11 protein-coding genes are annotated in these 14,163 nt (G+C 70.9%); 4 read left to right on the forward strand and 7 right to left on the reverse strand.

What is annotated here, in order from left to right:
- Genes M8009_RS05180 through acsA form a run of 5 tightly spaced genes read right to left on the reverse strand, consistent with a single transcriptional unit; the run spans position 1 to position 5,251 of the window.
- Positions 1-258: an acyl carrier protein gene (locus tag M8009_RS05180; RefSeq protein WP_250059697.1), complete on the reverse strand. Its 258-nt coding sequence runs from the start codon at positions 256-258 to the stop codon at positions 1-3.
- Positions 246-1,463, reverse strand: coding sequence for a dihydrolipoamide acetyltransferase family protein (locus M8009_RS05185; RefSeq protein ID WP_250059698.1), 1,218 nt, complete (start codon positions 1,461-1,463; stop codon positions 246-248). Before M8009_RS05185 ends, M8009_RS05180 begins: the two co-directional genes overlap by 13 nt.
- Before the next feature lie 28 nt (positions 1,464-1,491).
- Positions 1,492-2,472: an alpha-ketoacid dehydrogenase subunit beta gene (locus M8009_RS05190; protein WP_250059699.1), complete on the reverse strand. Its 981-nt coding sequence runs from the start codon at positions 2,470-2,472 to the stop codon at positions 1,492-1,494.
- A complete protein-coding gene (gene pdhA, locus M8009_RS05195) occupies positions 2,469-3,500 on the reverse strand; it encodes a pyruvate dehydrogenase (acetyl-transferring) E1 component subunit alpha (protein WP_250059700.1) in 1,032 nt (343 codons plus the stop codon). Before pdhA ends, M8009_RS05190 begins: the two co-directional genes overlap by 4 nt.
- Positions 3,497-5,251, reverse strand: coding sequence for an acetate--CoA ligase (gene acsA, locus M8009_RS05200; RefSeq protein WP_250059701.1), 1,755 nt, complete (start codon positions 5,249-5,251; stop codon positions 3,497-3,499). The genes pdhA and acsA overlap by 4 nt, the downstream gene beginning before the upstream one ends.
- A gap of 229 nt (positions 5,252-5,480) precedes the next feature.
- Between acsA and M8009_RS05205 the strand changes: the two genes are divergently transcribed.
- Together M8009_RS05205 and M8009_RS05210 are read left to right on the forward strand one after the other, a co-directional pair.
- Complete coding sequence (locus M8009_RS05205; RefSeq protein WP_250059702.1) at positions 5,481-5,702, forward strand: hypothetical protein; 222 nt, start codon at positions 5,481-5,483, stop codon at positions 5,700-5,702.
- Between the two features lie 60 nt (positions 5,703-5,762).
- Entirely contained in the window at positions 5,763-10,028 is a 4,266-nt protein-coding gene (locus M8009_RS05210; RefSeq protein ID WP_250059703.1) for an nSTAND1 domain-containing NTPase, read from the forward strand.
- Between the two features lie 22 nt (positions 10,029-10,050).
- On the opposite strand, the gene M8009_RS05215 is transcribed toward M8009_RS05210, so the two are convergent.
- Together M8009_RS05215 and M8009_RS05220 are read right to left on the reverse strand one after the other, a co-directional pair.
- Complete coding sequence (locus M8009_RS05215) at positions 10,051-11,052, reverse strand: hypothetical protein (protein WP_250059704.1); 1,002 nt, start codon at positions 11,050-11,052, stop codon at positions 10,051-10,053.
- 10 nt (positions 11,053-11,062) lie between these two features.
- Positions 11,063-11,539, reverse strand: coding sequence for an RT0821/Lpp0805 family surface protein (locus tag M8009_RS05220; RefSeq protein ID WP_250059705.1), 477 nt, complete (start codon positions 11,537-11,539; stop codon positions 11,063-11,065).
- Positions 11,540-11,752: 213 nt separating this feature from the next.
- On the opposite strand from M8009_RS05220, the gene M8009_RS05225 reads away from it, so the two are divergent.
- Together M8009_RS05225 and M8009_RS05230 are read left to right on the forward strand one after the other, a co-directional pair.
- Positions 11,753-12,268, forward strand: a complete 516-nt coding sequence (locus M8009_RS05225; RefSeq protein ID WP_250059706.1) for a DUF4231 domain-containing protein — start codon at positions 11,753-11,755, stop codon at positions 12,266-12,268.
- Between the two features lie 24 nt (positions 12,269-12,292).
- Positions 12,293-14,161: an ABC transporter ATP-binding protein gene (locus M8009_RS05230; RefSeq protein WP_250059707.1), complete on the forward strand. Its 1,869-nt coding sequence runs from the start codon at positions 12,293-12,295 to the stop codon at positions 14,159-14,161.
- Positions 14,162-14,163: the final 2 nt, after the last annotated feature.

Below are 14,163 nucleotides of genomic sequence, written 5' to 3' on the forward strand. Positions count from 1 at the left end.
TCAGGCGGCGAGCCGTTTCTCCAGGTAGCCGATCAGGCCGTCCAGGGTGGCGAGCTCGTGGTAGTCGCTCTCCGGCACGCTGACGCCGAGGCGCTTCTCGAGGTCGACCAGGATGTTGAGGAAGTCGAAGGAGTCGATCTCCAGCGCCTCCCGCCAGGGGCGGTCGGCGGGCAGGGCGTCGACGTCGGCCTCGGGGGCCACCGCCAGGATGGCGTCGATGACGGTTTCGCGGAGGGTGTCGTGGTTCAGCTGGGCCATAGGCGCTCGGGCTCCGTCAGCAGGTCGGTCAGTCGGGTCAGGAAACTCGCGCCAAGAGCGCCGTCGGTGACCCGGTGGTCGGCGGCCAGCGAGGCGTGCAGGCAGCGGGCGGCCACCACCTTTCCGTCGCGGACCCAGGCCCGCTCGGCGATACGCCCGAACCCGACCAGCGCCACCTGGGGCGGGTAGATGACCCCCTGAACGCTCTCCACGCCCAGGTCGCCCAGGTTGGTGACCGTTAGGCCGGCCGCGGTGAGCTCGGAGCTGCGCAGCCGGTCCTCGCGGGCGCGGGTCAGCAGGTCGCGCAGCGCGGCCATCATGGCGTCCGGCGCGAGCCGGTCGGCGTCGTGGAGTGCCGGGGCGACCAGCCCGCCGCCGCGCAGGGCGATGGCCACCCCCAGGTGCACCCCCTCGGCCGGCTGGAAGGTATCGTCTCGATACCAGCCGTTGAGCGCCGGCACCGCCTCGAGCGCCAGCGCCACGGCGCGCAGCTGCAGCACCGGGAAGATCAGCCGCTCGGCCACCGGGCGCTGGGCGTTGTGGGCCTCGAGCCAGGCCAGGGCCGGCTCCACGCAGAGGGTGTTGCCCAGGTAGTAGTGGGGGATCTCGCGCTTGGAGCGCGCCATGGCGGCGGCGATGGCCTGGCGCATGGCGGCGTGTGTCCCGGCCTTGGGGACCGGCCGGGCGGAAGGGGCGGCCTGTTCCCCCTCGGCCGACCGGGCCGCGCGTTCGATATCCTCCAGGGTGATGCTGCCCCCGGCCCCGCTGCCGCTCACGCCTGCCGGGTCGAGGCCAAGCTCGGCGGCCCGCTTGCGCGCGGCAGGGGAGATGCGAAGCCGCCCGCCCGTGGTCGCCAGCGAAGGTGTCGCCGCGGCTGGCGGCGTAGTCGGGCCGGTTGACCGTGGCCCCTCGGGGGCGGGGCGCTCGGCCGGTGTCTCCTGGCCGATTTCCTCGCCCTCGGCTTTTTCGCCTTCGGGACGGATCACCGCCAGCACCTCGCCCACCGGGACCTTCTGGCCCTCTTCCGCCACCAGACGCTCCACGGTGCCGGCCTCCCAGACCTCCACGTCGATGGCGCCCTTCTGGGTCTCGACCACGCAGACGATCTGCCCGCGCTCGACCCGCTCGCCGGGGCGGATGTTCCACTCGACCAGGGTGCCGCTCTCCATGTCGGCGCCCAGCGAGGGCATGCGGAACTCGCTCATGGGGGCATTCCTCTCACTTGCCTATGCATCAGCCGAGCAGCCGCTGGACGGCGGCGACGATGTCCTCCACCTGGGGGATCGCCGCGTCCTCGAGGTGCTTGGGGTAGGGCACCGGCACCTCCTGGCTGCAGACCCGTACCGGCGGGGCATCCAGCTCGAAGAAGGCCTGCTCGTTGATGCGGGTGATGATCTCGGCCGACAGGCTGCCGCTGCGCCACCCCTCGTCGACCACCACCACCCGGTGGGTCTTCGCCACGCTGGCCATGATCGCCGCGTCGTCCAGCGGGCGCAGGGTGCGCAGGTCGAGCACCTCGGCGTCGATGCCCTCGGCGGCCAGCCGCTCGGCGGCCGCGAGGCTCTTGTGCAGCATGCCGCCATAGGTGACCAGGCTGACCTGGCGCCCCTCGCGGCGGATGGCGGCATGGTCGAGCTCCATGGGGTGTGGCTCGCCCTCGACCGTCCCCTCGGCATTGAGCAGCAGGGCATGCTCGAAGATCAGCACCGGGTCGGGGTCCTGCAGGGCGGCGAGCAGCATGCCGCGGGCATCCTCGTGGGTCGCCGGGGCGACGATCCGCAGCCCCGGAATATGGGCATACCAGCCCTCCAGGCTGTGGGAGTGCTGGGCGGCGAGCTGGCGGCCGCCGCCGGTGGTCATGCGGATTACCAGCGGCACGCTGAGCTGCCCGCCGGACATGTGCCTCAGGGTCGCGGCATTGTTGATGATCTGGTCGAGGGCCAGCAGGCTGAAGTTCACCGTCATGATCTCGACGATGGGGCGCATACCGTTGAGCGCCGCGCCGATGCCGGCCCCGGTGAAGGTCGACTCGGAGAGCGGCGTGTCGCGGATGCGCGCCTCGCCGAACTCCGCGAGCAGGCCGTGGCTGACCGCATAGGTGCCGCCGTAGCGGCCCACGTCCTCGCCCATCAGGAACACCCGCTCGTCGCCGGTCAGGGCGGCGCGCAGCCCCTGGCGCAGGGCCTCGCGGTAGGCGATCGTCTGCGTGGTCATGGCCGCACCTCCCGGGCATAGACGTCGTGGCAGAGGTGCTCCACCGGCTCCCAGCTGCCCGCCTCGGCGAAGGCCACGGCGGCGTCGATCTCCTCGGCCACCTCGCGCTCGATCTCGTCGCGCACCGCGGTGGCGAGCAGCCCGCAGGCCACCGCGTCACGGGCGAAGGTCTCGACGGGGCAGCGCTGTTTCCACTGCTCGACCTCCGCCTTGTCGCGGTAGTGCTCGGGGTCGAACATCGAGTGGGCGCGGAAGCGGTAGGTGCGGTACTCGAGGAACATCGGCCCCCGGCCGGCGCGCACATGGTCGACCGCCGCCGCGGTGGCTCTTGCCACCGCCACCACGTCCATGCCGTCCACCGATTCGCTGGGCAGGCGGTAGGCGGCGGCCTTGGCGGCCAGGTCGACCTGGGACTGGTGCCGCTCCAACGCGGTGCCCATGGCGTAGTGGTTGTTCTCGCACAGGAAGAGCACCGGCAGCTGCCAGAGGGCGGCGAGGTTGAGCGACTCGTGGAACTCCCCCTCGGCCACGGCGCCATCGCCGAAGAAGCAGGCGGTAACGCTGTCGCGTCCGGCCAGCCGGTCGGCCAGGGCATAGCCCACCGCCAGCGGCAGGGAGCCCCCCACGATGGCGCTGCCGCCGAAGAAGCGCCGGCCGGCGTCGAAGAGGTGCATGGAGCCGCCGCGGCCGCGACTGCAGCCCTCCTGCTTGCCGTACATCTCGGCCATGATCGCCCCGGCGGGAACGCCACGGGCCAGGGCGTGGCCGTGCTCACGGTAGGTGGCCAGCACATTGTCCCGCGCGGCCAGCGCCGGCATGGCCCCGGCGGCGATCGCCTCCTCGCCGATATAGAGGTGCAGGAAGCCGCGTATCTTGCCGGCGCTGTAGAGCTCGGCGCACTTCTCCTCGAAGCGGCGGATGCGGATCATCTGCCACAGCAGTGCCCGGGCCTTTTCGGGGGCATCCAGGCCGGCCGCGCCGACGGCGGGTTGGGGGGCGGGGCCATGGTGGGGAGGCGAGGCGCTCATCGGGAGGTCTCCAGGGTCGAGGTGTCACCCTCGGGCAGGCCCAGTTCCCGGGCCTTGAGCAGGCGACGCATGATCTTGCCGCTGCGGGTCCTGGGCAGCGAGGCCTGGATCTCGATCTCCTTGGGCGCCACCGCCGGGCCGAGGCGCTTTCGGGCGAAGCCGAGCAGCTCGCGGCGCAGTGTCTCGTCGGGCGCATGGCCCGGCTTGAGGGCCACGAAGGCCTTGACGACCTCGCCGATCACCGGGTCGGGCTTGCCGATCACCCCGACCTCGGCCACCGCCGGGTGCTCCATCAGCGCCGACTCCACCTCGAAGGGGCCGATCAGGTGGCCGGCGGACTTGATCATGTCGTCGGCGCGGCCCACGAACCAGAAGTAGCCCTCGGGGTCGCGCCGGGCCAGGTCGCCGGTGAGGTACCAGTCGCCGACGAAGCAGCGCCGGTAGCGCGCCTCCTCGTGCAGGTAGGTGCGAAACATCGAGGGCCAGCCGACACGCAGGGCGAGCTCGCCCTCCTCGTCATGATGACCGACCCGCTCGACGTCGCCGTCGGGCAGGTGGCGCATCACCGCGGCCTCGATGCCGGGCAGCGGCTTGCCCATGGCGCCGGGGCGGATGTCCATGCTGGCGAAGTTGGCGATCATGATCCCGCCCGTCTCGGTCTGCCACCAGTTGTCGTGGATCGGCAGCCCGAAGGCCTCCACGCCCCAGTGCACGGCCTGGGGGTTGAGCGGCTCGCCGACGCTGGCGATGAAGCGCAGCGACGGATAGGCCCGGCTGCGGGCCCGTTCTGAGCCGCCCTTCATCATCATCCGTACCGCGGTGGGGGCGGTGTACCAGACGCTGACCGCCTCCTCGTCGAGGATCCGGTACCAGCGCTCGGCGTCGAACTCCGCCTCGTCGACGACCAGGGTGGCGCTGAGGGAGAGCGGGGCGATGATGCCGTAGGAGGTGCCGGTGACCCAGCCGGGGTCGGCCGTGCACCAGAAGACGTCGCCCGCGCGCAGGTCGAGGGCGAAGCGGGCGGTGGCGTGGTGGGCGACCACCGCCTGGTGGACATGGAGCGCCCCCTTCGGCGTGCCGGTGGTGCCGCTGGTGAAGTGGAGCAGGGCCGGCTGCTCGGGGTCGGTGGCCGGGATCGCATAGTCGGGCGGGGCCGCCTCGAGCAGCGGCCCGAGCTCCCGGGTGCCCTCGGGCAACGGCTGGTCGTCGTCGCGGACCACCAGCACCTGTTCGAGGCTTTCCAGTCGGTCGCGGATCGGGGCCACCTTGCGCCGGTAGAGGCTGGTGGTGGTCACCAGCACCCGGCCCTCGCCGAGGGTCAGCCGGGTCGCGATCGGTTCGGGACCGAAGGCGGAGAACAGCGGGGTGACCACGGCACCGTGCTTCAGCGCCCCGAGCACCGCCAGGTAGAGCTCGGGAATCCGCCCGGCGAGCAGGAAGACGCCGGCCCCGTGGGCCACATCCAACGCATCGAGCACGTTGGCGAAGCGGGCGCTGAGCTCGGCCAACTCGCGGTAGCGGATCTCGCGTCGCGCCCCCGCCTTGCCGAGCCAGCGGATCGCGGTGCGCTCGCCATCCTCCCCGGTGGCGTGACGATCCACCGCCTCGTGGGCGATGTTCAGCCCGCCTTCGCCGGGCAGGCCGTCGAGCCAGGTCCGGGCCTCGTCCCAGGAGAAGCGGGCACAGGCCGAGGGGTAATCGTCCAGCACCGCTTCCCGGGCCTCGCGGCGGCTCTTGCGCAGTATCTCCATGCGCGCTGACCTCGTGGCGTCATGTCCCCCTCAGCATAGTCCTCGGGCCTGGTTTCGCCTGCCTTCCCTGGCCTCGGCTTGATCCGGGACAAGCGTCGCGCGGATCGCCTGACCGGTGGCGGGGAAGCAGCTATAACTACACTGACGGCAGGGGAGGGGCATGCCCCTCTCGTCGCCTCCCGGTACCGTCCGGTGCCGGACACGCCAATCCCCTGTTGCGGAGGGTGTCATGACACAGACCGTTACGGCTGCCTATGGCAGCATCGACAAGGCCGCCAACGCCTTCGATGAGCTGGTCTCCGAGGGCTTTCCCCGGGAGAAGCTGTACCTCGACAAGGAGACCAACGAGGTCAAGGTGATCGTCCCCGAGGCGTCGCAGCCGGAGGCGGAGGAGATCCTCAAGCGTCACGAGCCCGACGAGGTGCGGGCCCGGCCCTACGAGACCCCGTAGGCGGTCGCGCGCTCCTGGTGCCGGGTGACATCGCCCGGTGCTGCGGGTCGAGGCTAGGCGATGAGCACGCTTTTCATCAGCCACAGCAGCCACGACGCCTCGGCGGCGCGCGAGATGGCGGCCTGGCTGCAGCAGCAAGGGCACCACTCCTTCTTCCTGGACTTTGATCCCGAACTCGGCATTCCTCCCGGACGCGACTGGGAGGCAGAGCTTTACCGGCACCTGCGTGCCTGCCAGGCACTGATCGTGCTGTGCAGCGAGTCGGCCATGGCGTCCTGCTGGTGCCTCGCCGAGCTGAGTCACGCCCGTGCGCTCGGCAAGCGAATCTTCCCGGTACGGATCGCGCCCTGCACCCTGCGCCCCCAGTTGGCCGAGCTGCAGGTGATCGACCTGATCAAGGAGCCGGAACTGGGCTACGAGCGGCTGGGCCGTGAACTGACCAGCGTGTTCGACTGGGATCGCAGCCGCCCTCCCTACCCCGGCCTGATGGCCTTCCAGGAGGCGGATGCCGCCATCTTCTTCGGCCGCGATGCCGAGATCCAGCAGGCGATGGACCGTCTCCACCAGCTGCGCGACTTTGGCGGGCCGCGGCTGCTGCTGTTCCTGGGGGCGTCGGGCAGCGGCAAGTCGTCGCTGGTGCGTGCCGGCCTCATGCCACGACTGCGAGCCGTTCCCGATGCCTGGACGGTGATCGGCCCGATTCGCCCCCGCGACCGGCCGCTGGATGAGCTGGTGGTGCAACTCGAGCACGGGCTTGCCGCCGCCGGGGTGGAGGTCGGGACGCAGCCGGCACTGGCGACCCTGGCCGAGGCGGATCCCGGCGCCTTGAGCGAGCTTCAGCACGTGCTGCGACGCTACCCCGGCAGGGCCCACTCGACCCTGGTGCTGGTCATCGACCAGCTCGAGGAACTGCTGTCGAATTCGGCCCAGGCCGAGCAGTTCATGCGCCTCGTACGCCCCGTGCTGCAGGACACCGGCGCTCCCGTGCTGTGTATCGCCACCCTGCGCTCGGACTTCCTCGGCGCCCTCCAGGCCCATCCGGCCTGGCGTGACCTCTCCCTGGTCCCGGTGACCGTGGAGCCGCTGTCGGTGGAGGGATTCTCGGCGGTCATCGAGGGGCCGGCGGAGCTGGCCGGGCTCGAGCTGGAACCCGGCCTGGTCCGGGCGATGGTGGCGGATACGGCCACCCAGGATGCCCTGCCGCTGCTGGCCTTTACCCTGCGTGAACTCTGGGAAACCGGAGGGGCCGATGGACGCCTCACCCTGGCCGAGTACCGTGACCGTCTTGGCGGGTTGCACGGCTCGGTGGCCAAGGCCGCCGAGGCGGTTCTCGCCGCCGCCGCGCCCTCCCCTGAGCAGCGGCGGGCCCTGCGAGCCGCCCTGTTTGACCTGGTCCGGCTCGACGAGGAGGGGCGCTTCACGCGGCAGGTGGTGCCCTGGGAGACGCTGCCCGCCTCGAGCCACCCTCTGCTCGAGCGCTTCGTTCAGGCACGCCTGCTGATTGCCGGCAGCGACCACGGGGTGCGTACCCTGGAGGTCGCCCATGAGGCGCTGTTCCGGGTTTGGCGTCGGCTCAATCGCTGGCTGGAGGCCAATCGAGCGGCGCTGCGGACGCGTGATGCGCTGCGTCGCGCCGCCAGCGAGTGGCAGGCAGCCGGACGTCCCGGCGAGCTGCTGGTCCACCGGGGCAGTCGCCTGGAAGGGGCCCTGGCGCTCACCACGGCGGCCTCCTTCTCCCTCGATGACACCGAGGTCCGCTACCTCCAGGCGTGCCGACGGCGGGAGCGGCTGAAGCGTGGCTGGATCACCGCAGCCTGGGTTTCCCTGCTGTCGGCGGTCGTCGGTCTGTCCTGGCTGGCCTGGTCGCTGCACCAGCAGGAACGGATGACCCGGCAGGGGCTGGCCGACCTGCACTGGGCCAATGCGGTGAGCGCCCGCGACCGTGATGCGCGCCCTCTCAAGGCGAGCCACCACTTCATGCAGGTCGCGGAGCTGGCGCTGGACCCGCAGCGCGCCGCGAGTGCTTACTGGGCCGGCACATGGCCGGGGATCGGACCGCGGCTGGCGGGCGCGGCGGATCTGGGACCCGCGCTGATGATGGCCGACTTCGAGGCCGGCGATGCCGCCGGCGACGCCGTGCGCCTGTGGAGTGGCGCCGGGGTCAGCCAGGCATGGTCCTGGAGCGATGCCGCGGCGCCGCCCGCCTTGCCGGCGGGGCGGCATTGGATACAGACCTTTTCCCCGGAAGGGCAGCGCTGGGAGCACCGCTTCGTCCTCCATGACGACAACGGTCCGGCCCAGATACGTGACCGGCGCAGCGGTGCCTTGCTGGCCGAGCTGCCGCCGGCGGTGGACCGAGTGTGGATCGGCGGGAGCGACGAGACCCTGGCGGTGACCACCAGCCCGGCCGGCGACACCCGGATCTGGAATCTGGCCGGTGGTGAATCGCACGAGGGCTGGCGTCATGCCGCCGGCCTTGCCGGGGTGGCCATCTCGCCGGATGGGGCGCGCCTGCTGATCTGGACCCGGGACGGGGCGGCCGTGGTCTGGGGTGTCGACGGCGCCAGGGTCCAGGCGCGCCATGAGGGTGACATCGTCGGCGGGGTCCTCGGAGGACAGCCGCACGAGGTCGTGCTCTGGAACCGCGATGGCCGGCTATGGCTGCCCGGGATGTCGGACTTCGCGCCGGACGCCGCGGAGGGGGGACGCTGCAGCCCGCGGGCCATCGGGGCCCGGTTCCTCGATGCCCCGCATCGCCTGCTGGTCTGGAACCATGGCGCCTGCGGCACCGCCCGCCTGTGGGATCTCGAGGAGCAGCGTTCCGTCGGCGCCGTGATCCGCCATAGGGATGAACTCGCCCCCCCCGTGCTGCAGGGGGACCGCCTCGTCACCTGGAGCCCGACAGGCGGGCCTGCCCGTCTCTGGCACGCAGGCAGTGGCGAGCCGGTGGCGACCCTCGACGGCCCCGTGGCCGCTGCCCGTTTCATCCGCGATGATGCCCTGCTGACCCGGGGCGGAAGCGATGTACGGCTGTGGTCGAGCCACGACGGCGAGCCGCTGGGGCTGCCGCTGCGGCATGCGGCAGGGGTCCGGGCGGCGTCCGTCAGCGAGGACGGACAGCGCCTGCTCAGCTGGGGCGGTGATGGCGGCCTGCGCCTCTGGCAGCTGCCCGTCCGGCGGACCGCGACGTCGTGGCGGTTACCGGCAGTCGTGCTCGATGCCGCGCTGGTGGCGGGCGAGGCGACGGTGAGGGCCGTCACCCTGGACGGGCGGCTGCACGTCTGGCCGACGACCAGCGACGCGGCACCGGAGAGCCGTCCGCTTGATGCCCAGGCCGTGTTCGCGGCTTTTGCCCCCGGCGGGCACCGTCTGCTGACCGCCGGCGCCGATGGCGACGTACGCCTGTGGAGCTGGGAGGAGGGGGACTTCCGGGCGCTGGCCTCGCCCGGCGGTACCTCGGGTGATGCTCCGCTGGCCGGCGTGGCGTGGAGTCCCGACGCCGACCGGCTGCTGTTCTGGGGGGCGCAGGGCTGTACCGCCTGGCTGTGGCGGGTCGGCAGCGCCCGTACGGTGGCGATCCGGCATGGCGATGACGTGGAGTGCCGTCTGCGTGGCGCGAGCTTCGCCGCCGGTCAGGGAGGCGTCTTGACCTGGGGGGAGGATCGCCGCCTGCGGCGGTGGGACGTCGAGTCACCGGTGCCGATGGCGCCCCTCGTCGAGGGGGTGCTGGTCCGCCATGCCGAGCTCGATGGCGGGCAGCTGCTGGTCGCCAGCGACGATGGCGTCGTGCGCCTCGGGTCCTGGTCGGGGGGCGGCGACGTCGAGACGCTCTTCCCCCACGATGACGTCCAGGGTGCCCGACGGCATACCGGAACCGGAAGGCTGCTGAGCTGGGGAGGCGGCACGGCGCGGATCTGGGAGGCCGATAGCCGCACCCTGATTGCGTCCCTGGCCCACGATGGCGATATCGCCGGCGCCGCCTTCACTCCCGATGGGGAGCGAGTCCTCAGCTGGCAGCGTCGCGGTAGCGTGCGGCTCTGGGACGCGATCAGCGGGCATCCCCTGACACCCGCGTTACAGGGCACGGGCCGCACCCCACCGGCGATCGATGTCGACTTCACGGCGGGGGCACATCGGCTGCTGGTCACCTCTGGCGAGGAGCTCACCCTCTGGCAGCTGCCTCCGGTGTCGCCGCCGCCGCTCAAGCCGGCCCTGCATCAGCAGCGATCGACCGGAACCTGGCTCACCTCCCCGGGGGAGGTCGAGGTGCTGTCGGCAGCGGCCTGGCGGGAGCTCTCGACCGAGCTCGCCCCGCCCGATGACTGATGGCCGACCCGGACGCGGTCGCTCAGGGCGAGACGTCGACGCGCGAATCCGACCAGACGGTCAGCCAGCCCTGTGTCGGTGCCCAGGCGCGGATCTTCAGGCGATGCGTTCCCGTGGAGATGCGCTGGCCGGCGTCGCGCCCATCCCACTGCCGCGGCTCGATGCTGCGCCCGGCACTCACCCCGCCGTCGATGGCCTGCTCGTCGACGAAGAAGTGGCGCTCGCCATCCTCGGCCGGCTCCACGCGCATGAAGTCGGCCATGGCACTGGGGAAGTCGGAGTGCGAGAAGAACCGGTAGGAGGCCTGCTCGCGAGCCTGAGCACGAATCAGGCGCGGCAGGAACGACACCTCCTCGATGGCCACCGAGCCCACGGCCCGGGGCCCGCAGCCGAGGGCCAGCACGCGGAACGAGGGAGCGGTTCGCTCGCCGCTCATGTCGGTGGCGGTCACGGCGATAGCCGCGGGGCGCTCGCTGTCGCCGAAGGCCGGTGGCAGCAGGAACTGCAGGCGGTGGTGCCCCGTCTCTTGCGCGCCGAACGGGAAGCGCAGGGTGTAGATATCGGGAACCCCCCGGGCGCTGATGCGCAGGGTGACGATAACCGGCTGGTCGTGGACAAAGTCGAGCACGAATGGCCAATTGCCCTGCACCATGCCCATGGCCGCAAAGGCGCTGGTATTGTACAAGGGGGCGAATTCCGGGCCTTGCTGCTGCAGCGTCACCAGCTTGTCACGCTCGTCCGCGGTGGGTTGCTGTGCCGCCTGACGGCGCTCCCGCAGCCAGCGAATCAGCAGCGCGGAGGCCGCGGCGCCGGCCACGATCGCCGGAACCGTCCAGTCGCTGCCGCCGTTGCCCTCCGGTTCCCTGCTGGGACCGTCGTCGTAATCGACGTCGTCGCCGCTGCTGCCGGTTGGGCGAACGACCTCGTACTGCGCCACGGCCAGCGGCGATATGGCCAGCATGGCAGCTAGCAGGCAGGCGAGACATCGCTTCCACCGGCGATCTCCTGCATGGAACTCGTTCATGAGCACACCCCTAGACAGTGGACCAGGTCTGGTCGTCCGGGCGTCGGCAGGCCGTACCCTCGGTGCGGCGCGGCTCGCCGTCGACCATGACCTGCATCTCGAAGTGGCGGCACTGCTGATCGCCCTGCGTGAAGGTCTCTTGCGGCGTCATGGTGAATGCGTTGCCGGTCTCCGGGTTGCTCCAGCTCCGTGACTCCCCGGCGGGCGTCTCGTCGAGGGCCTCGCTCATCGCCTGGCGGTCCTCGCAGGTCAGCCGGGTGCCGATCTCCCGGCCGATCAGGGCCCCCAGCCCGGCACCGACGATGGCGGCGGCGGTGCGGCCGGACCCGCTGCCCACCTGTGAACCGAGGACGCCACCGATGACGGCGCCCAGGCCGGTGCTGATCCCTTCGCAGCGGCTGGAGTCGACGGTCTGGCAAGCGCCGAGCAGCAGGCTCAGCAGCATGATGAACGCCACGCGCAGGGTGCTTGAAAGGGAAAGTGCCATGCTGGCCTCCCGTTGGGTGGCGGGCCTCGCGGCGACGACTCGCCACCGTGATCGTCGAGGCCTGAGAGATATGCCGGGGCAGGCCCCATGCCCCTGTCATCAGTATTGCACTCCCCTCGTACTTGCTCCATGCCGGAGAACCCGGGCTGCTATCTTTGGTTGCAGGGGTGCCGTCGCATCCCATGGGCAGGGGCGATGGCCAACGGAGGCAAGGTGGACGATCCCGGTATCAGCGGTGGCGGCGAGGCACCAGGCGCCGAGGGGCCCCAGGTCGCCGCTGCCCTGCGCGAGCGCCCCGAGTGGCAACGCCTGGAAGACCAGCTCACCTGGTATGGACAGCGCAGTCGACACTGCCGGCGTTGGCACAAGCGCCTGCGCCTGCTGCAGGTGGTCTTCGCTGCTACTATTCCGGTGCTCTCGATGGCCGATTCGCCGCTCTTCCGTTGGCTGACGGCAGTGCTCGGGGCCTCGATCGCGGTTCTCGAGGCCATCGAGCAGATCAACCAGTTCGGCCCGCTGTGGATCCAGTACCGTGGCACGGCCGAGCACCTCAAGCATGAGAAGTTCCTGCTGCTTGCCGGCGCGGGTCCCTATCGTGACCTGGAGCGCGCCGAGGCGTTACGCCTGCTCGCGGAACGGGTGGAAGAGCGGGTGTCCAGCGAGCATGCCCGCTGGGTGCGTGCCGCCGAGAAGAGCGTGGCTTCCCTCAAGGAGGACAAGCCGCTCTAGGTGTGTAAACCCAACGGTGATGCCATGTTCCGCTTCTTCGAAGACCTGGTGGATCCATACCCTTCCGGCGAGCCCGGCACGCCGCCTCGCGGGCTGTTCGCCTTTATCCTGCACTTCTCGCGCCCGGTATTAGGACTGCTGGTCGCCATGTCGCTGGTCACGGCGCTGGTCTCGGCCGCTGAGGTGCTGTTCTTCCACTACATGGGTCAGCTGGTGGACTGGCTGGCGGACGCCGAGCGGGAAGGCTTCCTGGCCGAGTACGGCTGGCGCCTGGCGGGCATGGCGGCGCTGGTGGTGATCGGCCTGCCGCTGCTCACCCTGCTGCAGGCGCTGGTGACCCACCAGAGCATCTTCGGCAACTATCCGATGATCGGGCGCTGGCTGGCGCACCGCCACATGCTCGGCCAGAGCCTGGCCTTCTACCAGGACGAGTTCGCCGGGCGGGTCTCCCAGAAGGTGATGCAGACGGCCCTGGCGATCCGCGAGACGGTGATGAAGCTGATGGACCTGATGGTCTACGTGATCGTCTACTTCGCCGGCGCCATGCTGCTGATGGGCCAGGCCGAGCCCTGGCTGATGCTGCCGCTGGTGATCTGGCTGGCCGGCTATATCGCCATCATGTGGGGCTTCGTGCCGCGGCTGCGGGCCGTCTCCATGGCCCAGGCCGACGCCCGGGCACTGATGACCGGGCGCATCGTCGACAGCTACAGCAACATCCAGACCATCAAGCTGTTCGCCGACACCCACCGCGAACAGGCCTATGCCCGCGACGCCATGGAGGGCTTCATGGCCACCGTGCACCGCCAGATGCGCCTGGCCACCGGCCTCACCGTGAGCCTGACCCTGCTCAACTCGCTGCTGCTGGCCGGTATCGCCGCCGCGGCCATCGGCGCCTGGTACATGGAGGCGGTATCGCTGGGCGCCATCGCCGTGGCCATCGCCCTGGTGATGCGCATCCGCTTCATGAGCAACTGGATCCTCTGGGAGGTGGCCGGGCTGTTCGAGAATATCGGCACCGTGCAGGACGGCATCAACACCATCGCCCGGGAGCCTGCCGTCAGGGACCGCCCCGGCGCCGCCGAACTCGCGGTGCCGCAGGGCGAGATCCGCTTCGAGGCGCTGCGCTTCGGCTATGCCCGCCCCGACGGCGAGGGGGTGCGCGTGTTCGACGGCCTGGACTTGACACTCGCCCCCGGCGAGAAGGTGGGGTTGATCGGCCGCTCAGGGGCCGGCAAGTCGACGCTCGCCAACCTGCTGTTGCGCTTCTTTGATCTGGAGGGCGGGCGCATCCTGATCGACGGCCAGGATGTCGCCACGGTGACCCAGGAGTCGTTGCGCCGCCACATCGGCATGGTCACCCAGGACACCTCATTGCTGCACCGCTCGGTGCGCGACAACATCCGCTACGGTAGCCCCGGGGCCAGCGAGGAGGCGATCCTCGAGGCGGTGCGCCGCGCCCATGCCGACGCCTTCATCGACGACCTGGTGGACCTTCAGGGACGCCGCGGCCTGGACGCCCACGTCGGCGAGCGGGGCGTCAAGCTCTCCGGCGGCCAGCGCCAGCGCATCGCCATCGCCCGGGTGCTGCTCAAGGACGCGCCGATCCTGGTGCTGGACGAGGCGACCTCGGCGCTGGATTCCGAGGTGGAGGCGGCGATCCAGGAGCAGCTCTATGCGCTGATGGCGGGCAAGACGGTGATCGCCATCGCCCACCGCCTCTCGACCATCGCCATGCTCGACCGCCTGGTGGTGATCGACGAAGGGCGTATCGTCGAGAGCGGCAGCCATCGCGAGCTGCTGGCCCGGGGCGGCCTCTACGCCGCCCTGTGGCGCCGCCAGTCCGGCGGCTTCCTGGGGCTGGATATCGGTGACGAGGCGGCGCTGGGCGAGTGAGC

The organism is Halomonas gemina, assembly GCF_023554995.1.
GTDB classification, from domain to species: domain Bacteria; phylum Pseudomonadota; class Gammaproteobacteria; order Pseudomonadales; family Halomonadaceae; genus Halomonas; species Halomonas gemina.